The 22,657-nt window shown below is 50.6% G+C and carries 21 protein-coding genes; 10 read left to right on the forward strand and 11 right to left on the reverse strand.

Annotated elements, in window-relative coordinates:
- Nucleotides 1–107: 107 nt before the first annotated feature.
- Both guaB and guaA read left to right on the forward strand, forming a co-directional pair.
- Complete coding sequence (guaB, locus tag EAS44_RS07640) at nucleotides 108–1,574, forward strand: IMP dehydrogenase (RefSeq protein WP_001296289.1); 1,467 nt, start codon at nucleotides 108–110, stop codon at nucleotides 1,572–1,574.
- Nucleotides 1,575–1,642: 68 nt separating this feature from the next.
- Complete coding sequence (guaA, locus tag EAS44_RS07645) at nucleotides 1,643–3,220, forward strand: glutamine-hydrolyzing GMP synthase (protein ID WP_000138282.1); 1,578 nt, start codon at nucleotides 1,643–1,645, stop codon at nucleotides 3,218–3,220.
- A 93-nt stretch (nucleotides 3,221–3,313) separates the two neighbouring features.
- Here the strand turns inward: guaA and yfgI are convergent, their stop codons facing one another.
- From yfgI to yfgG, 3 genes are all read right to left on the reverse strand, one after another.
- Complete coding sequence (gene yfgI / locus EAS44_RS07650) at nucleotides 3,314–3,853, reverse strand: DUF5384 family protein (protein ID WP_000755178.1); 540 nt, start codon at nucleotides 3,851–3,853, stop codon at nucleotides 3,314–3,316.
- Between the two features lie 15 nt (nucleotides 3,854–3,868).
- Complete coding sequence (yfgH, locus tag EAS44_RS07655) at nucleotides 3,869–4,387, reverse strand: glycine zipper 2TM domain-containing protein (RefSeq protein WP_001311989.1); 519 nt, start codon at nucleotides 4,385–4,387, stop codon at nucleotides 3,869–3,871.
- 310 nt (nucleotides 4,388–4,697) lie between these two features.
- Nucleotides 4,698–4,889 carry a YfgG family protein gene (gene yfgG, locus EAS44_RS07660; RefSeq protein WP_000076001.1) on the reverse strand — a complete coding sequence of 64 codons (192 nt, stop codon included), beginning with the start codon at nucleotides 4,887–4,889 and terminating at the stop codon, nucleotides 4,698–4,700.
- Nucleotides 4,890–4,906: 17 nt separating this feature from the next.
- Between yfgG and EAS44_RS25075 the strand changes: the two genes are divergently transcribed.
- Nucleotides 4,907–5,059: a hypothetical protein gene (locus tag EAS44_RS25075; protein ID WP_000017553.1), complete on the forward strand. Its 153-nt coding sequence runs from the start codon at nucleotides 4,907–4,909 to the stop codon at nucleotides 5,057–5,059.
- A gap of 181 nt (nucleotides 5,060–5,240) precedes the next feature.
- Entirely contained in the window at nucleotides 5,241–7,484 is a 2,244-nt protein-coding gene (gene pdeF, locus EAS44_RS07665) for a cyclic-guanylate-specific phosphodiesterase PdeF (RefSeq protein WP_000772716.1), read from the forward strand.
- Between the two features lie 38 nt (nucleotides 7,485–7,522).
- Here the strand turns inward: pdeF and ppx are convergent, their stop codons facing one another.
- The 4 genes from ppx to purM all read right to left on the reverse strand — a co-directional run bounded on the left by ppx (nucleotide 7,523) and on the right by purM (nucleotide 12,982).
- Nucleotides 7,523–9,064: an exopolyphosphatase gene (gene ppx, locus EAS44_RS07670; protein ID WP_001121363.1), complete on the reverse strand. Its 1,542-nt coding sequence runs from the start codon at nucleotides 9,062–9,064 to the stop codon at nucleotides 7,523–7,525.
- A gap of 4 nt (nucleotides 9,065–9,068) precedes the next feature.
- The gene (gene ppk1 / locus EAS44_RS07675; RefSeq protein ID WP_001296288.1) at nucleotides 9,069–11,135 is read right to left on the reverse strand and encodes a polyphosphate kinase 1; all 2,067 of its coding nucleotides are present in this window, start codon (nucleotides 11,133–11,135) and stop codon (nucleotides 9,069–9,071) included.
- A 171-nt stretch (nucleotides 11,136–11,306) separates the two neighbouring features.
- Nucleotides 11,307–11,945, reverse strand: a complete 639-nt coding sequence (gene purN / locus EAS44_RS07680) for a phosphoribosylglycinamide formyltransferase (protein WP_001028626.1) — start codon at nucleotides 11,943–11,945, stop codon at nucleotides 11,307–11,309.
- Nucleotides 11,945–12,982, reverse strand: coding sequence for a phosphoribosylformylglycinamidine cyclo-ligase (purM, locus tag EAS44_RS07685; RefSeq protein WP_001350863.1), 1,038 nt, complete (start codon nucleotides 12,980–12,982; stop codon nucleotides 11,945–11,947). The genes purN and purM overlap by 1 nt, the downstream gene beginning before the upstream one ends.
- A 323-nt stretch (nucleotides 12,983–13,305) precedes the next feature.
- On the opposite strand from purM, the gene upp reads away from it, so the two are divergent.
- The 3 genes from upp (at nucleotide 13,306) to hda (ending at nucleotide 16,103) form a co-directional block, all read left to right on the forward strand.
- Nucleotides 13,306–13,932 carry a uracil phosphoribosyltransferase gene (upp, locus tag EAS44_RS07690; protein WP_001295473.1) on the forward strand — a complete coding sequence of 209 codons (627 nt, stop codon included), beginning with the start codon at nucleotides 13,306–13,308 and terminating at the stop codon, nucleotides 13,930–13,932.
- 85 nt (nucleotides 13,933–14,017) lie between these two features.
- On the forward strand, nucleotides 14,018–15,307 hold the full coding sequence (uraA, locus tag EAS44_RS07695; RefSeq protein ID WP_000198327.1) for a uracil permease: 1,290 nt from the start codon (nucleotides 14,018–14,020) through the stop codon (nucleotides 15,305–15,307).
- A gap of 94 nt (nucleotides 15,308–15,401) precedes the next feature.
- On the forward strand, nucleotides 15,402–16,103 hold the full coding sequence (gene hda / locus EAS44_RS07700) for a DnaA inactivator Hda (protein ID WP_001307333.1): 702 nt from the start codon (nucleotides 15,402–15,404) through the stop codon (nucleotides 16,101–16,103).
- A gap of 137 nt (nucleotides 16,104–16,240) precedes the next feature.
- Here hda and arsC read toward each other — a convergent pair whose 3' ends face one another.
- Complete coding sequence (arsC, locus tag EAS44_RS07705; RefSeq protein ID WP_000166454.1) at nucleotides 16,241–16,600, reverse strand: arsenate reductase (glutaredoxin); 360 nt, start codon at nucleotides 16,598–16,600, stop codon at nucleotides 16,241–16,243.
- Between the two features lie 20 nt (nucleotides 16,601–16,620).
- The gene (gene bepA / locus EAS44_RS07710; protein ID WP_000489682.1) at nucleotides 16,621–18,084 is read right to left on the reverse strand and encodes a beta-barrel assembly-enhancing protease; all 1,464 of its coding nucleotides are present in this window, start codon (nucleotides 18,082–18,084) and stop codon (nucleotides 16,621–16,623) included.
- A gap of 212 nt (nucleotides 18,085–18,296) precedes the next feature.
- On the opposite strand from bepA, the gene yfgO reads away from it, so the two are divergent.
- Nucleotides 18,297–19,358: an AI-2E family transporter gene (gene yfgO / locus EAS44_RS07715; RefSeq protein ID WP_000892033.1), complete on the forward strand. Its 1,062-nt coding sequence runs from the start codon at nucleotides 18,297–18,299 to the stop codon at nucleotides 19,356–19,358.
- 98 nt (nucleotides 19,359–19,456) lie between these two features.
- On the opposite strand, the gene bcp is transcribed toward yfgO, so the two are convergent.
- Nucleotides 19,457–19,927 (reverse strand): thioredoxin-dependent thiol peroxidase, encoded by a 471-nt coding sequence (bcp, locus tag EAS44_RS07720; protein WP_001068682.1) that lies wholly within the window; start codon nucleotides 19,925–19,927, stop codon nucleotides 19,457–19,459.
- Nucleotides 19,927–20,499 (reverse strand): glycine cleavage system transcriptional repressor, encoded by a 573-nt coding sequence (gene gcvR, locus EAS44_RS07725; RefSeq protein ID WP_000176187.1) that lies wholly within the window; start codon nucleotides 20,497–20,499, stop codon nucleotides 19,927–19,929. The genes bcp and gcvR overlap by 1 nt, the downstream gene beginning before the upstream one ends.
- 145 nt (nucleotides 20,500–20,644) lie before the next feature.
- Here gcvR and dapA point away from each other — a divergent pair, with 145 nt between their 5' ends.
- Both dapA and bamC read left to right on the forward strand, forming a co-directional pair.
- A complete protein-coding gene (dapA, locus tag EAS44_RS07730) occupies nucleotides 20,645–21,523 on the forward strand; it encodes a 4-hydroxy-tetrahydrodipicolinate synthase (protein ID WP_001295469.1) in 879 nt (292 codons plus the stop codon).
- Nucleotides 21,524–21,539: 16 nt separating this feature from the next.
- Nucleotides 21,540–22,574: an outer membrane protein assembly factor BamC gene (gene bamC / locus EAS44_RS07735; RefSeq protein ID WP_001296286.1), complete on the forward strand. Its 1,035-nt coding sequence runs from the start codon at nucleotides 21,540–21,542 to the stop codon at nucleotides 22,572–22,574.
- Nucleotides 22,575–22,657 lie beyond the last annotated feature (83 nt).

The following is a 22,657-nucleotide window of genomic DNA, read 5'->3' on the forward strand; positions in this document are numbered from 1 at the left end:
CTCCGGGGATAGCAAGCATTTTTTGCAAAAAGGGGTAGATGCAATCGGTTACGCTCTGTATAATGCCGCGGCAATATTTATTAACCACTCTGGTCGAGATATTGCCCATGCTACGTATCGCTAAAGAAGCTCTGACGTTTGACGACGTTCTCCTCGTTCCTGCTCATTCTACCGTTCTGCCGAATACTGCTGACCTCAGCACCCAGCTGACGAAAACTATTCGTCTGAATATCCCTATGCTTTCCGCAGCAATGGATACCGTAACGGAAGCGCGCCTGGCTATTGCTCTGGCTCAGGAAGGCGGTATCGGCTTTATCCACAAAAACATGTCCATTGAACGCCAGGCAGAAGAAGTTCGCCGTGTGAAAAAACACGAATCTGGCGTGGTGACTGATCCACAGACCGTACTGCCAACCACGACGCTGCGTGAAGTGAAAGAACTGACCGAGCGTAACGGCTTTGCTGGCTACCCGGTTGTTACCGAAGAAAACGAACTGGTCGGCATTATCACCGGTCGTGACGTGCGTTTTGTGACCGACTTGAGCCAGCCGGTTAGCGTTTACATGACGCCGAAAGAGCGTCTGGTAACCGTGCGTGAAGGCGAAGCCCGTGAAGTGGTGCTGGCAAAAATGCACGAAAAACGCGTTGAAAAAGCGCTGGTGGTTGATGATGAATTCCACCTGATCGGCATGATCACTGTGAAGGACTTCCAGAAAGCGGAACGTAAACCGAACGCGTGTAAAGACGAACAAGGCCGTCTGCGTGTAGGTGCAGCGGTTGGCGCGGGCGCTGGTAACGAAGAGCGTGTTGATGCGCTGGTTGCCGCAGGCGTTGACGTTCTGCTGATCGACTCCTCTCACGGTCACTCTGAAGGTGTTCTGCAGCGTATCCGTGAAACTCGCGCTAAATATCCTGACCTGCAAATCATCGGCGGCAACGTGGCAACTGCTGCAGGTGCCCGCGCGCTGGCAGAAGCCGGTTGCAGTGCCGTTAAAGTGGGTATCGGCCCTGGTTCTATCTGTACGACGCGTATCGTGACTGGTGTCGGTGTTCCGCAGATCACCGCCGTTGCTGATGCAGTAGAAGCCCTGGAAGGTACCGGCATTCCGGTTATCGCTGACGGCGGTATCCGTTTCTCAGGCGATATCGCTAAAGCTATCGCCGCTGGCGCAAGCGCGGTGATGGTAGGTTCCATGCTGGCAGGTACTGAAGAATCTCCGGGTGAAATCGAACTCTACCAGGGCCGTTCTTACAAATCTTACCGTGGTATGGGTTCCCTGGGCGCGATGTCCAAAGGTTCTTCTGACCGTTACTTCCAGAGCGACAACGCTGCCGACAAACTGGTGCCGGAAGGTATCGAAGGCCGCGTAGCCTATAAAGGTCGCCTGAAAGAGATCATTCACCAGCAGATGGGCGGCCTGCGCTCCTGTATGGGCCTGACCGGCTGTGGTACTATCGACGAACTGCGTACTAAAGCGGAGTTTGTACGTATCAGCGGTGCGGGCATTCAGGAAAGCCACGTTCACGACGTGACCATTACTAAAGAGTCCCCGAACTACCGTCTGGGCTCCTGATTCTCTTCGCCCGACTTCATGTCGGGCGATTTATATTATCTGTTTCACTTGCCTCGGAATAAGCGTCAATGACGGAAAACATTCATAAGCATCGCATCCTCATTCTGGACTTCGGTTCTCAGTACACTCAACTGGTTGCGCGCCGCGTGCGTGAGCTGGGTGTTTACTGCGAACTGTGGGCGTGGGATGTGACAGAAGCACAAATTCGTGACTTCAATCCAAGCGGCATTATTCTTTCCGGCGGCCCGGAAAGCACCACCGAAGAAAACAGCCCGCGTGCGCCGCAGTATGTCTTTGAAGCAGGCGTACCGGTATTCGGCGTTTGCTATGGCATGCAGACCATGGCAATGCAGTTGGGCGGTCACGTTGAAGCCTCTAACGAACGTGAATTTGGCTACGCGCAGGTTGAAGTCGTAAACGACAGCGCACTGGTTCGCGGTATCGAAGATGCGCTGACCGCAGATGGTAAACCGCTGCTGGACGTCTGGATGAGCCACGGCGATAAAGTTACCGCTATCCCGTCCGACTTCGTCACCGTAGCCAGCACCGAAAGCTGCCCGTTTGCCATCATGGCCAACGAAGAAAAACGCTTCTATGGCGTACAGTTCCACCCGGAAGTGACTCACACCCGCCAGGGTATGCGCATGCTGGAGCGTTTTGTGCGTGATATCTGCCAGTGTGAAGCCCTGTGGACGCCAGCGAAAATTATCGACGACGCTGTAGCCCGCATCCGCGAGCAAGTGGGCGACGATAAAGTCATCCTCGGCCTCTCTGGTGGCGTGGATTCCTCCGTTACCGCAATGCTGTTGCACCGCGCTATCGGTAAAAACCTGACTTGCGTATTCGTCGACAACGGCCTGCTGCGTCTCAACGAAGCAGAGCAGGTTCTGGATATGTTTGGCGATCACTTTGGTCTGAACATTGTTCACGTACCGGCAGAAGATCGCTTCTTGTCAGCGCTGGCTGGCGAAAACGATCCGGAAGCAAAACGTAAAATTATCGGTCGCGTTTTCGTTGAAGTATTCGATGAAGAAGCGCTGAAACTGGAAGACGTGAAGTGGCTGGCGCAGGGCACCATCTACCCTGACGTTATCGAATCTGCTGCTTCTGCAACCGGTAAAGCACACGTCATCAAATCTCACCACAACGTGGGTGGCCTGCCGAAAGAGATGAAGATGGGCCTGGTTGAACCGCTGAAAGAGCTGTTCAAAGACGAAGTGCGTAAGATTGGTCTGGAGCTGGGCCTACCGTATGACATGTTGTACCGTCACCCGTTCCCGGGACCAGGCCTTGGCGTTCGTGTTCTGGGAGAAGTGAAGAAAGAGTATTGTGACCTGCTGCGCCGTGCTGACGCCATCTTCATTGAAGAACTGCGTAAAGCGGACCTGTACGACAAAGTCAGCCAGGCGTTCACCGTCTTCTTGCCAGTACGTTCCGTTGGCGTAATGGGCGATGGTCGTAAGTATGACTGGGTTGTCTCTCTGCGTGCTGTCGAAACCATCGACTTTATGACCGCACACTGGGCACATCTGCCGTACGACTTCCTCGGCCGCGTTTCCAACCGCATTATCAATGAAGTGAATGGTATTTCCCGCGTGGTGTATGACATCAGCGGCAAGCCACCAGCAACTATTGAGTGGGAATGATTTGACCCTGCACTATGAATGAACAAAACCCTCTGTTACTACAGAGGGTTTTTTTATCCTAAAGAATTATAGGTTTGAAGTTACTAACATCGTTTAGTTAAACCAGCTATCTGATTTATTCTCTTCTGCTTTACCCACGCTTTTCATCAGATCGCGACCGCCTTCAGTCATATTTCTGTTTGCGTCAGCTTCAGATTGCACCACATCGGTTTGCGCAGCTTTGTGCTTCAGTTCCTGATCGATAAATTCGTTTTCGCGCTTGACGCGGGCTTCTTCTTTCGCCAGCGCCAGTTTTTGTTTCTGAATCTCTAAGCTACGTAGCTCATCTTCATAACTTTGATCGCGTTTTTTGTCCGCAGTGGCTTCGGCGTCCAGTTTATCCTGACGAGCTTTCTTATTCGCTGCTGCCGTTGCCGCTCTTTTATTAGCCGCGGCCTGGGCGTTTGCGCGACGTTGCTTCTCTTGCTGGATTTCCCTGTTGCGCTCCGCGACCCATTCGTCATGCTGCCTTTGCTCTTCATTTTTACCTTGCTGTTCCGCTTCTGCGACAGCCGAGAGTTGATCCTGCAATGATGAGGCGATAGCCGGATAGCTTAAGGAGGCTAAGATGGCGCAAAGAAAAACTTTCTTCATGACTCCTCCTGATTATTAGCTCTTTTCAGGACATTTGGTATTTGGCTGAATACGCGTTTCGTTATACGTCGTGGTAATAACAACGGCTAAACCTGTCGTAAACTGGCACTCTTTACCCACCTGGGTGGAGGTATACACTTTGGTGCCTTCCTTATATGTTAAAGAAACACCTTCCACTAAGGTTTTATCATTCACCATAGAACCCGCTGCCGCGCCTACAGCTCCGCCGCCAACTGCACCTGCCGTCGTTCCGGAATTGCTGCCAGACCCGACGTTGTGGCCGATAACACCGCCAGCGACAGCGCCAATAAGCGCGCCGAAGGCTTGTGCGTTCCGTTTATTTTGGGCGTTGTCTACGGCAACTTTTGCGGGAAGAATGGAAATAATATTAACGGTTTTAGTTTCTTGTTTGGTATTCAGTTGATCGGTTTGATAAACATCGGCGGCATGATCATCAGCATTTGACTGGCATCCTGCCAGAGTGAATGACGCTAACATTGCCACAGGCAGAAGACATTTTTTAAATTTCATCACTATTCCTTGTTATACACATTACGAAAAATGAGACATTTAAGATCATCAAAAGAGGAAAGTAAATGTATTGCGTATAAAGGAATAGATTAAATTTATTAAAATTCATGCTGGAAATAATTTATAAAAATACATCATCACAACATATGTATTAATGATGTATTTATTTCGCAGCCGAACAGGATGAACTTCAGTCAGAACAAAGACGTAAAATTTAAGATGAAAGAATATCTGCCGCTTTGATAATCTCAAAGAGCAAAAGCATCCGACAGCGAGGTGCCGTTATGTTCTGTGAGAGTGGAGAAGGTAACCGCTAACGTTGTACCGGTGATTCGACGGAGAGTGTGGATTGCTGAGCTTCTTTTTTGCTCTGATGGTGCTGCCAGGCACCGACGGACGAGTAGATAAAACGGCCAAAGAAGAAGATAAAGCTGATGAGCAGTACGATACGGGTCATGCGACTGTTAAATCGGTGTCGTTTTCGCATACTGGTTGCCTGACTCACAAAAGGTTCCTTGAAGTATGTCCCACGCCGTGGACGGTACTTACATTAAGGCACAACAGGACAAAATGGTCAATTCTTCGTTATGTAAAAAAGCGTCAGTGGATACATATTTTAATGTTATGGAAGTTAATTTAATTATTTACAATGATGATGTAATAATGATGAGTTAACATGATAAACGTAATAATTCATTAATCAGGGTTATTTTGTTTGATATATATCAATTGGAACTTTCATATGACACTTAGAATCATTGCTCTCTATAGTGATGAATAATCATCATTCGAAGTCAGGTGGGATGCCTGTCTGAATACACCTCCTTCAGGATGTGGGGGATTCTGCTGAGCATCTATGAAACTGAATGCAACTTATATAAAAATACGTGATAAATGGTGGGGGCTTCCGCTGTTCCTGCCTTCTTTAATCTTGCCCATTTTCGCCCACATTAATACTTTCGCGCATATTTCTTCCGGTGAAGTTTTTCTCTTTTATCTGCCACTGGCATTGATGATCAGCATGATGATGTTTTTCAGCTGGGCGGCATTGCCAGGGATCGCCTTAGGGATTTTTGTCCGCAAATATGCAGAGCTGGGTTTTTACGAAACGCTCTCATTAACGGCTAATTTTATTATCATTATCATTCTCTGTTGGGGCGGTTACAGGGTTTTTACCCCCCGGCGTAACAACGTTTCACATGGTGATAGCCGTTTAATTTCCCAGCGACTATTCTGGCAGATTGTGTTTCCTGCAACGCTGTTTCTGATACTTTTCCAGTTTGCTGCGTTTGTAGGGTTACTGGCGAGCAGAGAAAATCTGGTCGGCGTCATGCCCTTTAACCTCGGGACCTTAATCAATTATCAGGCCTTGCTGGTGGGTAATCTGATTGGTGTCCCGCTGTGCTACTTCATCATTCGGGTGGTGCGAAATCCGTTTTATTTACGTAGCTATTATTCGCAATTAAAACAGCAGGTTGATGCCAAAGTTACCAAAAAAGAGTTCGCAATCTGGCTACTGGCATTAGGTGCTTTACTATTGCTGTTATGCATGCCGTTAAATGAAAAAAGCACGATTTTTAGCACCAATTACACCTTGTCATTATTGCTGCCCCTGATGATGTGGGGAGCGATGCGCTATGGTTATAAGCTGATTTCATTGCTCTGGGCGGTCGTGTTGATGATCAGCATCCACAGCTATCAAAATTACATTCCCATTTATCCTGGCTATACCACGCAGCTGACCATAACCTCCTCCAGTTATCTGGTATTCTCTTTTATTGTCAATTATATGGCTGTACTGGCAACCCGTCAGCGAGCGGTAGTCAGACGCATTCAGCGGCTTGCGTATGTGGACCCGGTGGTTCATCTGCCAAATGTTCGCGCCCTGAATCGCGCGTTACGTGATGCCCCCTGGTCTGCGCTTTGTTATTTACGCATCCCTGGCATGGAAATGCTGGTTAAGAATTATGGCATCATGCTGCGGATTCAATACAAGCAAAAACTTTCTCACTGGCTGTCACCATTGCTGGAACCGGGTGAAGATGTTTATCAGCTTTCGGGTAACGATCTCGCGCTGCGGCTGAATACAGAATCGCACCAGGAGCGCATTACCGCACTGGATAGCCATCTCAAGCAATTTCGTTTCTTTTGGGATGGAATGCCGATGCAACCGCAGATTGGCGTCAGTTACTGCTATGTGCGCTCGCCAGTGAATCATATCTACCTGCTGCTGGGAGAGCTAAATACAGTGGCCGAACTTTCCATCGTGACCAACGCCCCGGAAAATATGCAGCGTCGCGGAGCAATGTATTTGCAACGCGAATTGAAAGATAAAGTCGCGATGATGAATCGGCTACAGCGGGCGCTGGAACACAACCATTTTTTCCTGATGGCCCAGCCGATTACCGGTATGCGTGGTGATGTTTACCATGAAATTCTTCTGCGCATGAAGGGTGAGAATGATGAGCTGATCAGCCCCGATAGCTTCTTACCGGTCGCGCACGAATTTGGTTTATCGTCGAGTATCGACATGTGGGTCATTGAGCATACGCTGCAATTTATGGCTGAAAACAGAGCGAAGATGCCCGCTCACCGTTTTGCTATTAATCTGTCTCCAACCTCGGTATGTCAGGCTCGTTTTCCTGTTGAAGTCAGTCAGCTGCTGGCTAAATATCAGATTGAAGCGTGGCAACTTATTTTTGAAGTCACCGAAAGTAATGCTCTGACCAATGTTAAGCAGGCGCAAATCACCTTGCAGTATCTTCAGGAATTAGGCTGCCAGATTGCGATTGATGATTTCGGCACCGGCTACGCCAGCTATGCGCGGCTTAAAAATGTGAATGCCGATCTGCTTAAAATTGACGGCAGTTTTATCCGCAATATTGTATCAAATAGTCTGGATTATCAGATAGTGGCGTCGATTTGCCACCTGGCGCGAATGAAGAAAATGCGGGTAGTGGCAGAGTACGTTGAAAACGAAGAGATCCGCGAGGCGGTGCTCTCTTTGGGGATCGATTATATGCAGGGTTATCTTATTGGTAAGCCGCAACCGTTAATTGATACGCTGAATGAAATCGAACCCATTCGCGAAAGTGCCTGAATAATGCGGGCCGACATTTCTCGTCGGCCCGCAAAGCATTAAGCGGCGATTTCTGGTGTACTTTCTTCTTCAATTTTCAACCGCCAGCCAGCCACGCCTTCCCAGTATTCTTGCTCCTTTTCCAGATCAAGCAGTACCAGCGCATTCTGACTAAACCAGTCATGCGGGAAACGCAGTGTCCAGTGACTGTCATCAGTAATCAGCGTCAATGTTGGCGGTGTGGTAGTTGCCTGACGTTGATTATTGAGTAATACGCCAAGGCGCAATAGCTGAATCAGTGGCAGGAACTGTTTCTTCTTAAACAAGGTAAAGCGCGGCAGATCGTCGAGTTTAATCGCTTTACGGTGATAGCGCACCAGTGTCGCCATCATCAGCTGCTGTTCCTGATTAAAACCCGGCAAGTCGCTGTTTTGCAGAATATAAGCGGAGTGGCGATGCAAACCGCTGTGGTTGATATTCAACCCGACCTCATGCAGCATGGCGGCCCATCGCAGTAGCGCCTCCAGTTGTGGATGCGCCAGCTTCGGTTGCTGTTCCCGCCACTGTTCGTACATTTGCATAGTGGTATCCAGCACCCGTCGGGCCTGTTCGCTGTCGATGTGATACTGGTTGGCGAGGCTGCTGGCAGTGCGACTACGCACATCCTGATGACGGAAACGTCCTTCCATTTCATACAGTACGCCTTCGCGTAACGCCCCGTCAGAAAGGCGCAGTTCACGGATGGCTAAAGCATCAAACACACCGCATAAAATCGCCAGTCCAGGAACGAAGACTGTTTTCCGCTCTTCGGAAAGACCTGGTAAACTCAGCGATGCGAAATTACGGTGCCGTAAAACTTCTTTTACCAGTTTTTCCAGACGTTCCGGGGTAATTATCCCGTCTTTCTCGCCCATTTCCATTAACACTTCATGGGCGGCTTTTATGGTACCGGAAGCGCCCATTGCCACGTTCCAGCCCTGAATTCGAAATTGCCAGGTTAACGTTTCCAGTTTTTGTGCTGCCGCCATGCGAGCGCGCTGAAAATTCTCTTTATTGATGACCCCGCCAGGGAAATAAAGCTGGGCAAAGCTGACACAACCCATCCGGCGGCTTTCAACGAGAATCGGTTCGAAATTTTCACCAATCACCAGTTCTGTAGAACCGCCGCCAATATCAATAACCAGTTTGCGACCTTTTTCCGGTTGGGTATGTTCCACGCCCATAAAAATCAGACGGGCTTCTTCATTACCGGAAATAATTTCGATCGGGTAGGGAATGACTTTTTCCGCGCGTTTCAGAAAGTCAGTGGCGTTCAGCGCCTGACGCAGCGTATGGGTACCAACTATACAGACGCTAGCAGGAGAAAACCCCTGTAGCCTTTCGGCAAATAGCGACAGACAGTTCAAACCGCGCGTCATTGCCTCTTCACTCAACATATTATCTGGCCCCAGGCCGTCCGCCAGATGCACCCGCTGTTTCAGGCGGCCAATAATCTGCATGGCACCATCTACCACACGGGCTATGACCATGTGAAAACTGTTTGAACCAAGATCGACCGCAGCAAACTCCTGCGGACGAGGGGATTTATCGTGTATTGGCATAGGGTTATTCAGATTGTTCGAGTGATTTGATGTAGTCGTAAATCGCCAACTGCGCCCGTACTTTGCGGCGATTGCCGCGGGGAACGTAGCGATTACTGAGTTCTTTATCGATATAACGTGCTTTGACCGTATCGCTGAACAATATGTCGATGATGTCCAGCACCCGCTGCTTCAGGCGCGGATCGAGCAGCGGCGTTGCCACTTCAATACGATAATCAATATTGCGCGTCATCCAGTCGGCGGAAGAAAGGTAGACCTTTTTATCGCCGCCATTTTCAAAAATATAAACCCGGTCATGTTCAAGGTAACGGTCAACAATACTGATGGCACGAATGTTGTCGCTAATGCCTTCCAGATTGGGGATCAGAGAACACATTCCGCGCACCAGCAGATTAACCGGTACGCCGGAACTGGAGGCTGCATACAGACGATCAACCAGGCCTTTATCGACAAGGTTATTTAGCTTCAGGGTGATACCACTGGGCAGCCCTTGCTGCGCGTTGGCGATCTCGCGGTCCACCATTTCATACAACAGACGGCGAGAGTTTTGCGGCGACACCATTAAATAATCAAATGTCACCGGACGGTATGGGTTTTCAATAAAGTTGAACACCCGCCGTACTTCGTTAGTGATGCGCGCATCGGCGGTCAGCAACGAATAGTCAGTATAAAGACGCGCGGTTTTTTCGTTAAAGTTCCCGGTCCCGATGTGTGCGTAACGCACCACTTCACCGTTTTCTTTACGTGAAATCAGGAACAGTTTGGCGTGAATTTTCAGCCCCGGCGCAGAGAAGATAACGTGCACGCCTGCTTCGGTCAGGCGCTTCGCCCAGTGAATGTTGGCTTCTTCGTCGAAACGCGCCTGTAACTCAACCACCACGGTGACTTTCTTACCGTTGTGTGCGGCGTGGATCATCGAGTCGATGATGCGTGAATCTTTCGCTACGCGGTAGATATTGATTTTTATCGCCAGCACGCTCGGGTCGAACGACGCCTGACGTAGCAGTTCCAGCACGTGCTCAAAGGTGTGATAAGGATAATAGAGCAACACATCGCGTTCGCGAATGGCATCAAAACCATTGCGGAACTGGGCTTTATCAAACCAAATATGGCGTAAACGCGGCAGTGGTTTGTTCACCAGATTGGCTTTGCCGACATTGGGGAAATTAATAAAGTCTTTAAAATTATGATAACGACCGCCGGGGACGATGGAGTCGTAGCGGGAAATAGTCAGTTTTTCGCGTAACACTTCAACCAGAGCATTGGGCATATCGCGCTGATAAACAAAACGCACCGGCTCTGCAGTTAAACGCTGCTTGAGACTGGAAGACATCAACTCCATCAGACTGGCTTCCATCTCATGCACTAAATCGTATTCGGCATCGCGGGTCATCTTCATTGAATAGGCATTCAGTGCGTCATAATCAAAGAAGCCTTTGAAAATATCATCAAGGCAGTAACGCAGAATGTTATCCAGAAGAATCATCGGCTTGCGTCGACGCGGCGCTTCTGGCGGTAAATTCACAAAGCGCGGCACTTTATCTGATGGGATCTCCAGCAGCGCGTAACGGATGGTATCGCCACGGATAATTTCCACCGCCAGATAGGTGTAATCATCTTTCAGGAACTGCACTAAGTCAGTGTCAGGATTGATTAAAATCGGCGTAATGTGCTGACGCAGATACTGCTTAAAATAATGACGCAGCCAGTTTTGTTGATTGACGGAGAGCTGGCGTTCATTAATCAGGAAGATCTGGTTGCGCGCCATCTCCAGCAACAGCTCGTTGTAGAGGCCGTCGAATTCCTGATCGGCTTTCAGCACCCGGGACTGAATTTTGCCCAGTAAATGGCGGGAATGAGAGTTGGAGCCTTGTTCTTCGCTAATAATGATGCGTCGCTTCAGTTCAGCGAAGCGGACTTTATAGAACTCATCAAGGTTATTGGAATAGATCCCCAGGAAACGCATCCTTTCAATCAGCGGGTTAGATTTGTCCGCCGCTTCCTGAAGCACGCGTTCATTGAACGATAACCAACTGAGCTCTTTTTCGATGTATAGCTTTTCCTGACCCATTACCACTTTTACTCCGTTTTATTCACGGGACACTGCCTGGATATTATGGCGAGCAATATTGGCAGATGTCCAACTATGCCAGAAAAGGGGGAAAAAAACTGCTGGAGCTTGCGATTTACAGGTGAATTGAAAAACGCCAGCGGCAGAGCTGGCGCTTTAACTACGGGGGCATTACTCGTCGGCAGCGTAGCCCTGCGGCGGCAGACGTTGACCATCCAGCCACGCGGCGTTTTCGTGCATTTTCAGACGACCATCGGCAAACCAGCTAATCACCAGTGGATAAATAGCGTGTTCCTGGGTTTGCACGCGGGCGGTGATGTCATCTTCCGTATCACCAGCAAATACCGGGACTTTCGCCTGTAAAATAACCGGGCCACCGTCCAGTTCATCGGTGACGAAATGCACCGATGTACCGTGCTCCTCATCGCCATTTTCCAGCGCCTGACGATGGGTGTGTAATCCGGGATATTTCGGCAGCAGAGAAGGGTGAATGTTCAGCAAACGCCCGGCATAGTGGGAGACAAACGCCGGGCTGAGAATGCGCATAAAACCAGCCAGCACGACCACATCGGGTGCGTACATGTCGATTTCATGAATCAACTCCCGGTCATAGGCTTCACGACTGTCAAACGCGCTGGTGATGAGCGTATGCGTTGCAATACCCGCCTGGCGGGCGCGTTCAAGGCCGAACGCGTCAGCCTTATTGCTGAAAACTGCCCGTACGGTGCCTTTAATTTTGTTGGTTTTGCAGGCGTCAATAATTGCCTGCAAATTACTTCCGTTGCCGGAAATAAGCACCACAATATTCATTATTCGATAACCACGCGTTGTTCGGAATCAGAGGTTTTGATGATACCGATTTTCCACGCGTTTTCACCGTTGGCATTGAGCAGGGCGAGAGCTTTGTCCACTTCCGGAGCAGGCAGGGCAATAATCATACCGACGCCGCAGTTGAAGGTGCGATACATTTCATGGCGCTCAACATTACCTGCCGTTTGCAGCCAGTTGAACACTTCCGGCCACTGCCAGGAAGATTCATCAATCACTGCCTGGGTATTATCTGGCAATACGCGCGGAATGTTTTCCCAGAAGCCGCCGCCGGTCAGGTGCGCAATGGCATGCACATCGACCTTTTCAATCAACTCCAGCACTGACTTCACGTAAATGCGGGTCGGTGCCAGCAGATGATCGGCTAATGGCTTACCATCAAGTTCGGTGGTTTGCGGATCACAACCGCTGACTTCAAGAATTTTGCGCACCAGCGAATAGCCATTCGAGTGCGGGCCGCTGGAGCCGAGTGCAATCAGCACATCGCCGTCGCTGACTTTAGATCCGTCAATGATTTCTGATTTTTCTACCACGCCAACGCAGAAACCAGCGACATCGTAATCTTCACCGTGATACATCCCCGGCATTTCTGCCGTTTCGCCACCCACCAGTGAACAGCCCGATTGCAGACAACCTTCCGCGATGCCGCTGATCACCGCTGAAGCGGTATTAACATCCAGTTTTCCAGTTGCGTAATAGTCGAGGAAAAACAGCGGTTCCGCACCTTGCACCACCAGGTCATTAACGCACATGGCGACCAGATCAATACCAATGGTGTCGTGACGTTTTAAGTCCATCGCCAGACGCAGCTTGGTACCTACGCCGTCAGTGCCGGAAACCAGCACAGGTTCACGATATTTTTGCGGCAATGCACACAGCGCACCGAAGCCGCCCAGACCGCCCATCACTTCCGGACGACGCGTTTTCTTCACTACGCCTTTGATTCTTCCAACCAGAGCATTACCCGCGTCAATATCAACACCGGCATCTTTGTAGCTAAGAGAGGTTTTATCGGTCACTGCTTGGGTCCCCACGCGTTACTTGCGGTAGAAAAATAAAATTCGGCGCAATTCTAACAGGGAAAGCAAACGTTTGCGAGACTGCTTTACACAACCTTTTTGCACGTCTTTTCCCCAGGCGCGCGGCGAAAGAATACTTGTACCAGGGCAAAGGATCGTTTTCGGATGGAATAATCTTCTTTCATAACCATTTGAATATAAAATAACTTTATCTAAAACCGTTATCGTTTTGACTAAAGTCAACGAAAATAATATTGCCGCCTTGAAGAAAGGAGGTATAATCCGTCGATTTTTTTGTGGCTGCCCCTCAAAGGAGAAAGAGTATGAAGATCGTGGAAGTCAAACACCCACTCGTCAAACACAAGCTGGGACTGATGCGTGAGCAAGATATCAGCACCAAGCGCTTTCGCGAACTCGCTTCCGAAGTGGGTAGCCTGCTGACTTACGAAGCGACCGCCGACCTCGAAACGGAAAAAGTCACTATCGAAGGCTGGAACGGCCCGGTAGAAATCGACCAGATCAAAGGTAAGAAAATTACCGTTGTGCCAATTCTGCGTGCGGGTCTTGGGATGATGGACGGTGTGCTGGAAAACGTTCCGAGTGCGCGCATCAGTGTCGTCGGTATGTACCGTAATGAAGAAACGCTGGAGCCGGTACCGTACTTCCAGAAACTGGTTTCTAACATCGATGAGCGTATGGCGCTGATCGTTGACCCAATGCTGGCAACCGGTGGTTCCGTTATCGCGACCATCGACCTGCTGAAAAAAGCGGGCTGCAGCAGCATCAAAGTTCTGGTGCTGGTAGCTGCACCAGAAGGTATCGCTGCGCTGGAAAAAGCGCACCCGGACGTCGAACTGTATACTGCATCGATTGACCAGGGACTGAACGAGCACGGATACATTATTCCGGGCCTCGGCGATGCCGGTGACAAAATCTTTGGTACGAAATAAAGAATAAAAATAATTAAAGCCGACTTTAAGAGTCGGCTTTTTTTTGAGTAAAGCGCCTATAACACATAATACAGAGGATAATACTATGACGCGCCGTGCTATCGGGGTGAGTGAAAGACCGCCACTTTTACAGACAATCCCGCTTAGTTTGCAACATTTGTTCGCCATGTTTGGTGCAACCGTCCTGGTGCCCGTCTTATTTCATATTAACCCGGCGACTGTACTGTTATTTAACGGTATAGGAACACTGCTGTATCTCTTCATCTGTAAAGGGAAAATTCCGGCTTATCTTGGTTCCAGCTTTGCCTTTATTTCACCGGTATTGTTACTGTTGCCGTTGGGGTATGAAGTCGCGCTGGGCGGCTTTATTATGTGCGGCGTGCTGTTCTGCCTGGTTTCTTTTATCGTGAAGAAAGCGGGGACCGGCTGGCTGGACGTGCTGTTTCCACCTGCGGCAATGGGCGCAATCGTTGCCGTCATCGGTCTGGAGCTGGCGGGCGTAGCTGCCGGTATGGCGGGTTTACTCCCGGCTGAAGGGCAAACGCCAGACTCCAAAACCATCATCATCTCTATTACCACCCTGGCGGTCACGGTTTTAGGTTCCGTGCTGTTTCGTGGTTTCCTGGCAATTATCCCGATTTTAATTGGCGTGCTGGTGGGGTACGCGCTCTCTTTCGCAATGGGAATTGTCGATACCACGCCGATTATTAATGCTCACTGGTTTGCGCTGCCGACCCTCTATACGCCGCGCTTCGAGTGGTTTGCCATTCTGACTATTCTGCCAGCGGCGTTAGTGGTTATTGCCGAACACGTAGGGCACCTGGTCGTAACGGCTAATATCGTCAAAAAAGATCTGCTGCGCGATCCAGGTCTGCACCGTTCGATGTTTGCTAACGGCTTGTCGACCGTGATCTCCGGTTTCTTTGGTTCCACACCAAACACCACTTACGGAGAAAACATTGGCGTGATGGCGATCACCCGTGTTTACAGTACCTGGGTTATCGGCGGTGCGGCGATTTTCGCTATCCTGCTTTCCTGCGTCGGTAAACTGGCTGCTGCTATCCAGATGATTCCATTGCCGGTGATGGGCGGCGTTTCGCTGCTGCTTTACGGGGTCATCGGTGCTTCCGGTATTCGTGTGTTGATCGAATCGAAAGTGGATTACAACAAAGCACAGAACCTGATCCTGACTTCCGTTATTTTGATCATCGGCGTCAGTGGCGCGAAGGTAAACATTGGCGCGGCGGAGCTGAAAGGTATGGCGCTGGCGACCATCGTCGGTATCGGCTTAAGTTTGATCTTCAAACTGATTAGTATGCTGCGCCCTGAAGAAGTGGTGCTGGACGCAGAAGACGCGGATATAACAGACAAATAATGTACCGACCGGGCAGTGTTGCTGCCCGGTTCAAACATCATGGGATTCTGTGGTAAACTTCTCGCGATTTTGTGAAATCCTGGTTGAGGTATCTCTGAACACACCGGCACAGCTCTCTTTGCCACTTTATCTTCCTGACGACGAAACCTTTGCAAGTTTCTGGCCGGGGGATAACTCCTCTTTACTGGCCGCGCTGCAAAACGTGCTGCGTCAGGAACATAGCGGTTACATCTATCTCTGGGCACGCGAAGGCGCGGGGCGCAGCCATCTGCTGCACGCGGCTTGCGCGGAATTGTCACAGCGTGGCGATGCGGTGGGCTATGTCCCGCTGGATAAACGCACCTGGTTTGTTCCGGAAGTGCTCGACGGTATGGAGCATTTGTCGCTGGTCTGTATTGACAACATTGAGTGTATTGCCGGCGATGAGTTGTGGGAGATGGCGATTTTCGATCTCTACAATCGAATTCTGGAATCGGGCAAAACACGGTTGTTGATCACCGGCGATCGTCCACCGCGGCAGTTGAATCTGGGATTACCGGATCTCGCGTCGCGTCTCGACTGGGGGCAGATCTACAAATTGCAGCCACTTTCTGATGAAGATAAGTTGCAGGCGCTACAGTTACGCGCGCGTTTGCGTGGTTTTGAACTGCCGGAAGATGTGGGGCGTTTCTTGCTGAAGCGGCTCGACAGAGAAATGCGCACGTTGTTTATGACGCTGGATCAGCTGGATCGTGCGTCGATTACCGCGCAACGCAAGCTGACCATTCCGTTTGTGAAAGAAATTCTGAAGTTGTAGATAAGGTGTTTATTGTCGGATGCGGCGCGAACGCCTTATCCGACCTACGCGAAGTTAATCCATAGTATTCGTAGGCCGGATAAGACGCGGCAAGCGTCGCATCCGGCAATGTGCTTCAACTAGCGATGGAGCACATCTTAACCCACGATTTCCAGTACCTGCTCCGGTGGACGACCAATCCGCGCTTTGCCATTCGCGACCACAATCGGGCGTTCCATTAGCTTCGGATTCTCTACCATCGCCTGAATCAGCACCTCTTCGCTAAGCGAACTGTCAGCCAGGTTCAGTTCTTTATAAAGATCCTCTTTTTGGCGCATCAATTCACGAGCGCTATTCATCCCCAGCATTTTCAGCAAATCACGCAGCGTTGCCGCATCGGCGGGTGTCTCAAGGTAGAGCACCACTTCTGGCTCCACGCCGTTTTCTTTCAGCAGGTTCAGCGTTTCCCGGCTCTTTGAACAGCGTGGGTTATGGTAGATTTTTACCTGTTTGGTCATTGTTCTTCCTTTAATGCGAATTACATCTTGGTATAAGGCTTAAAGCGTTCCTGCAGCTGGCGCAACTGGTCGATGCGCGCATCGTAACGCGCTTGTTGCAGGCTGCCTAATTTCACCTGCGAACTGGCGCTACTCAACAAGGAAATAGCCTGATCGAGTCGCCCGGCGAGCGCATAACCTTCTGCTCGCGCAGCCAGTTCCTGATCGCGGTTATTTAGTGCGGCTTCCGCCTGTGCCAGTAAATCCCAGCCGTTGCTGTCATCTTTATTGTTAAAAGTGTAGCGATTCAGAATATTGGCCGCTTCCTGTGGTTGCCCCCCTTGCAGATAAGCGTTCGCCAGGTTGAGCTGCAACACCGGATTGGTGCGCAAATCGCGGGCATTTTTCAGGCGATTGATAGCGTCATTGGCTTTGTTTTGCCCAAGATCGATATCGGTAGCCAGATCGAGATACCATGCGTTGCCAGGTTCTGCCGCCAGTAACGGTTGCAGCGTTTTACGCGCCTCGTCGTATTTATTGGCTTCCATCGCCTGTAAAGCACGACCATATTGCGCCGCTCGTTGCTGACGAACGTTTCCTTTCGCCCATTCATCCAGCAAATCACTGGTGAGTTGGTTACGCCCTGAATTGTACATCCCCAGTGTGCGCACTTTTGCCAGATAGAAATCTTCTGACGATTGCACCACTATCGGGCTCATCTGATTGGCACGGTTACGGGCATCAGCCAGACGGCTTTCCGGTAGTGGGTGAGTGAGCAGAATTTCTGGTGGGCGCGAAGAGTAACGCGCCTGATCGAGTAATTTTTCGAGGAAGGTCGGCATCGCCTGCGGATCGAATCCCGAGCGTTGCAGCACCTGAATACCAATGCGGTCCGCTTCCTGTTCATTTTGCTGGGTGAAACTGATCATCCCCTGGCGCGTTCCCGCCAGTGTACCGGTCAGCGCCGCCATCCCCGCCTGCGGACTGGCCATCGCCAGTAAAATAGAACCTAACGCGCCGACCCAGGTCAGCGGCGCGCTGCGCTGCTGATCTTCCATCGCTCGCGCCAGGTGACGTTGGGTGACGTGGGAGATTTCGTGCGCCATAACTGAAGCCAGTTGACTTTCGTTATCGGAATAACGGAACAGGGCAGAGTGCAGCACCACGTTGCCGCCAAAGAAAGCAAAGGCGTTAATTTCATCGTTGTTGATCAGAAAGAAATGAAACGGTGTCTTAACCGAATTGGCATGCGAAACCAGACGCATTCCTAGCGAATTAATGTATTGCGTTAACAGCGGATCATTAATTAACGGCGCGCTGCCGCGTAACTGGCGGACATAATAGTCGCCCATCTGCATTTCCTGACCAATGGAAAGTGTGCTTCCTGCGGAGGTTCCCATATCCGGCAAGGTGTCTGCGCTGTCGGCAAACGCCGGGGCTACCTGACCAATGGTCATAGCAGCAATGAGGGTTGCAACCAGGTTTTTTTTCAACTGCCTGAACATAACCTCTATCCTGTATTTCTGGAGATAGTCATTTGACCGATACTGTGAAATATCGTTCCCACCGCGCCGCCTTTGAGTGTAACGGCGAAGATTAGCCCACTCAAATGACTTTTCAGTTTCCTGAATCCGTCATAAAAAGCGAAGTCTTTTTTGTGACATTTCGATACAATTGCGGATCGCAATCCCGCTCTTGAGGTTCAGGGAAGGTCTGTATGCTCGAAATGTTGATGCAATGGTATCGCCGCCGTTTTAGCGACCCGGAAGCGATTGCCTTGCTGGTTATTTTGGTTGCTGGTTTTGGCATTATCTTTTTCTTTAGCGGCCTACTCGCGCCGTTGCTGGTGGCTATTGTGCTGGCCTATTTACTGGAATGGCCGACTGTCCGCCTGCAGTCTATTGGCTGTTCCCGCCCTTGGGCGACATCTATCGTGCTGATCCTGTTTGTGGGCATCCTGCTACTGATGGCGTTCGTGGTACTGCCTATCGCCTGGCAGCAGGGCATCTACTTAATCCGCGATATGCCGGGGATGCTCAATAAGCTTTCTGACTTTGCCGCCACGTTGCCGCGCCGCTATCCGGCGTTAATGGATGCGGGCATTATTGATGCAATGGCTGAAAATATGCGCAGTCGGATGCTGACCATGGGCGATTCGGTGGTGAAAATTTCCCTCGCCTCGTTGGTTGGTTTGCTGACCATTGCCGTCTATCTGGTGCTGGTGCCATTGATGGTCTTCTTCCTGCTGAAAGACAAAGAGCAGATGCTGAACGCCGTTCGCCGGGTGCTGCCGCGCAACCGTGGACTGGCAGGACAGGTGTGGAAGGAGATGAATCAACAAATCACCAACTATATCCGCGGCAAAGTGCTGGAGATGATCGTGGTAGGGATCGCCACCTGGCTGGGGTTCTTGCTCTTTGGGCTGAACTATTCGCTGCTGCTGGCGGTGCTGGTCGGCTTCTCGGTACTTATTCCGTACATTGGCGCATTTGTGGTGACCATTCCGGTGGTTGGCGTGGCGCTATTCCAGTTTGGTGCTGGCACGGAATTCTGGAGCTGCTTCGCGGTGTATCTGATTATTCAGGCGCTGGACGGCAACCTGTTAGTACCGGTGTTGTTCTCCGAAGCGGTTAACCTGCATCCTCTGGTGATTATTTTATCGGTGGTGATCTTCGGTGGTTTGTGGGGATTCTGGGGCGTATTCTTCGCTATTCCATTGGCGACGCTGATCAAAGCCGTGATTCACGCCTGGCCTGATGGGCAAATCGCGCAAGACTGACCTTCAGCGAAAAAATTTTAAACGAGTGTTGCAGGGCAGTGAGAAGATTTGAGATGTGCTGGCCGCAAGCGCAGCCAGCACGGAATGGAGCAAAGTAATCAGGCGTGTTCTTTCAGCCAGTTCAGCACAACGTCGTGGTGATTGCTGGTTTTGAAATCGTCAAAGACATGTTCGATTTTGCCATCAGCGTCAATCAGGAAGCTGATGCGATGAATACCATCGTAGGTTTTGCCCATGAAGGACTTTTCACCCCAGACGCCGAATTGTTCGCACACCTGGTGGTCCTCATCAGACAGGAGCGTAAAGTTAAGCAGCTCTTTTTCCGCAAAACGGGAGAGTTTTTCGGGTTTATCGGTGCTGATACCCAGCACATCAACGCCCGCTTTTTTCAACTCATCCATGTTATCGCGTAAGCCGCAGGCCTGTACGGTACAGCCGGGGGTCATGGCTTTCGGGTAGAAATAAACCAGAACACGCTGTCCCTGGAAGTCGGTCAAATTAACTTGTTCTCCGTCTTGATCCGGCAAGCTAAATTTCGGTGCGATATCACCGGCTTTCAGTGGATTCATTACTTAACTCCATCCTGTTCATCATGTTGGGAATAATTGACGACGTTAATACTGCCTTGTGCATTGAGTTCTGTACATAGGGCTTTGAACGCTTGCTCAATATTTGCTGCGTCCGCAGATGCGGGGCTGTGGGCAGTTATCTGAATATGCAACTGCGCAGCCCTTTCATTTTCAGCAGGTTGCGTGCGCGACACCAGCTCCGCAATGTTCATATGATGCGCGTCGAAAAGTGCTGTGAAGCGTTCAATTAAATGCGGGGAGTCTGCCACATCGACCTGAACCCAGACAGATGCTGGCATTGGCGGACGCGGACGCGCCGTCGTGCGCTTCATCACGATTAAAAGATCCAGCTCGGCACCTTTCAACGGTAACGTTGATTCAATCAGAGTAATGGCATTCCATGAACCGGAAAGCAGCATGATAAACGTGAACTCTTCTCCCAGCATCGCCAGGCGACTGTCTTCAATATTACAGCCGCAACTACTGACATGACGGGTGATGGTGTTCACTATTCCAGGGCGATCGGCACCCAACGCAGTGATCACCAGATAATGTTGCGATGACAGTGTCAAACTGGTTATTCCTTCAAGGGGTGAGTTGTTCTTAAGGAAAGCATAAAAAAAACATGCATACAACAATCAGAACGGTTCTGTCTGCTTGCTTTTAATGCCATACCAAACGTACCATTGAGACACTTGTTTGCACAGAGGATGGCCCATGTTCACGGGAAGTATTGTCGCGATTGTTACTCCGATGGATGAAAAAGGTAATGTCTGTCGGGCTAGCTTGAAAAAACTGATTGATTATCATGTCGCCAGCGGTACTTCGGCGATCGTTTCTGTTGGCACCACTGGCGAGTCCGCTACCTTAAATCATGACGAACATGCTGATGTGGTGATGATGACGCTGGAGCTGGCTGACGGGCGCATTCCGGTGATTGCCGGGACCGGTGCTAACGCTACTGCGGAAGCCATTAGCCTGACGCAGCGCTTCAATGACAGCGGTATCGTCGGCTGCCTGACGGTAACCCCTTACTACAATCGTCCGTCGCAAGAAGGTTTGTATCAGCATTTCAAAGCCATCGCTGAACATACTGACCTGCCGCAAATTCTGTATAATGTGCCGTCCCGTACTGGCTGCGATCTGCTCCCGGAAACGGTGGGCCGTCTGGCGAAAGTAAAAAATATTATCGGAATCAAAGAGGCAACAGGGAACTTAACGCGTGTAAACCAGATCAAAGAGCTGGTTTCAGATGATTTTGTTCTGCTGAGCGGCGATGATGCGAGCGCGCTGGACTTCATGCAATTAGGCGGTCATGGGGTTATTTCCGTTACGGCTAACGTCGCAGCGCGTGATATGGCCCAGATGTGCAAACTGGCAGCAGAAGGGCATTTTGCCGAGGCACGCGTTATTAATCAGCGTCTGATGCCATTACACAACAAACTATTTGTCGAACCCAATCCAATCCCGGTGAAATGGGCATGTAAGGAACTGGGTCTTGTGGCGACCGATACGCTGCGCCTGCCAATGACACCAATCACCGACAGTGGTCGTGAGACGGTCAGAGCGGCGCTTAAGCATGCCGGTTTGCTGTAAAGTTTAGGGAGATTTGATGGCTTACTCTGTTCAAAAGTCGCGCCTGGCAAAGGTTGCGGGTGTTTCGCTTGTTTTATTACTCGCTGCCTGTAGTTCTGACTCACGCTATAAGCGTCAGGTCAGTGGTGATGAAGCCTACCTGGAAGCGGCACCGCTTGCGGAGCTTCATGCCCCGGCTGGAATGATCTTGCCGGTGACCTCCGGCGATTATGCAATCCCGGTGACCAACGGTAGTGGTGCCGTCGGTAAGGCGCTGGACATTCGTCCACCAGCCCAGCCGCTGGCACTGGTTTCTGGCGCGCGTACCCAGTTCACGGGCGATACCGCTTCATTGCTGGTGGAAAATGGTCGTGGCAATACTCTGTGGCCGCAGGTGGTTAGCGTGCTGCAGGCGAAAAACTACACCATCACCCAACGTGATGATGCTGGTCAGACACTGACCACCGATTGGGTACAATGGAACCGTCTGGATGAAGACGAGCAGTATCGTGGTCGTTATCAAATCTCTGTTAAGCCGCAGGGTTATCAGCAGGCGGTTACGGTTAAACTGCTGAACCTGGAACAGGCGGGCAAACCGGTTGCAGACGCGGCGTCCATGCAGCGTTACAGCACGGAGATGATGAACGTTATTTCCGCCGGTCTGGATAAATCTGCCACTGACGCCGCGAACGCTGCGCAAAATCGTGCCTCCACCACTATGGACGTACAAAGTGCAGCTGATGACACCGGTTTACCAATGCTGGTCGTACGCGGGCCGTTCAATGTGGTTTGGCAACGTCTGCCAGCTGCGCTGGAAAAAGTGGGCATGAAAGTGACTGACAGCACCCGTTCGCAGGGCAACATGGCCGTAACTTATAAGCCGCTGTCTGACAGCGAATGGCACGAACTGGGCGCGAGCGATCCAGGTCTGGCATCCGGTGACTATAAACTGCAGGTTGGCGATTTAGATAACCGCAGCAGCCTACAGTTCATCGATCCGAAAGGTCATACTCTGACTCAGAGTCAGAACGACGCGCTGGTAGCTGTCTTCCAGGCTGCGTTTAGCAAGTAAAAATACAGGGCTGGAGTCATCCGGCCCTTTTTTCTGATATGATACGCAAACGTGTGCGTCGGCAGAAAAACGCGATTTTAGCG

It is taken from the genome of Escherichia coli DSM 30083 = JCM 1649 = ATCC 11775, from assembly GCF_003697165.2.
GTDB lineage: Bacteria > Pseudomonadota > Gammaproteobacteria > Enterobacterales > Enterobacteriaceae > Escherichia > Escherichia coli.

What these genes read in the sequence shown, in the direction of transcription:
- guaB (WP_001296289.1), top strand. Translation starts at nt 108, where the DNA reads ATGCTACGTATCGCTAAAGAAGCTCTGACGTTTGACGACGTTCTCCTC.
- guaA (WP_000138282.1), top strand. Translation starts at nt 1,643, where the DNA reads ATGACGGAAAACATTCATAAGCATCGCATCCTCATTCTGGACTTCGGT.
- yfgI (WP_000755178.1), bottom strand. Translation starts at nt 3,853, where the DNA reads ATGAAGAAAGTTTTTCTTTGCGCCATCTTAGCCTCCTTAAGCTATCCG.
- EAS44_RS25075 (WP_000017553.1), top strand. Translation starts at nt 4,907, where the DNA reads ATGTCCCACGCCGTGGACGGTACTTACATTAAGGCACAACAGGACAAA.
- pdeF (WP_000772716.1), top strand. Translation starts at nt 5,241, where the DNA reads ATGAAACTGAATGCAACTTATATAAAAATACGTGATAAATGGTGGGGG.
- ppx (WP_001121363.1), bottom strand. Translation starts at nt 9,064, where the DNA reads ATGCCAATACACGATAAATCCCCTCGTCCGCAGGAGTTTGCTGCGGTC.
- ppk1 (WP_001296288.1), bottom strand. Translation starts at nt 11,135, where the DNA reads ATGGGTCAGGAAAAGCTATACATCGAAAAAGAGCTCAGTTGGTTATCG.
- purN (WP_001028626.1), bottom strand. Translation starts at nt 11,945, where the DNA reads ATGAATATTGTGGTGCTTATTTCCGGCAACGGAAGTAATTTGCAGGCA.
- upp (WP_001295473.1), top strand. Translation starts at nt 13,306, where the DNA reads ATGAAGATCGTGGAAGTCAAACACCCACTCGTCAAACACAAGCTGGGA.
- uraA (WP_000198327.1), top strand. Translation starts at nt 14,018, where the DNA reads ATGACGCGCCGTGCTATCGGGGTGAGTGAAAGACCGCCACTTTTACAG.
- arsC (WP_000166454.1), bottom strand. Translation starts at nt 16,600, where the DNA reads ATGACCAAACAGGTAAAAATCTACCATAACCCACGCTGTTCAAAGAGC.
- bepA (WP_000489682.1), bottom strand. Translation starts at nt 18,084, where the DNA reads ATGTTCAGGCAGTTGAAAAAAAACCTGGTTGCAACCCTCATTGCTGCT.
- yfgO (WP_000892033.1), top strand. Translation starts at nt 18,297, where the DNA reads ATGCTCGAAATGTTGATGCAATGGTATCGCCGCCGTTTTAGCGACCCG.
- bcp (WP_001068682.1), bottom strand. Translation starts at nt 19,927, where the DNA reads ATGAATCCACTGAAAGCCGGTGATATCGCACCGAAATTTAGCTTGCCG.
- dapA (WP_001295469.1), top strand. Translation starts at nt 20,645, where the DNA reads ATGTTCACGGGAAGTATTGTCGCGATTGTTACTCCGATGGATGAAAAA.
- bamC (WP_001296286.1), top strand. Translation starts at nt 21,540, where the DNA reads ATGGCTTACTCTGTTCAAAAGTCGCGCCTGGCAAAGGTTGCGGGTGTT.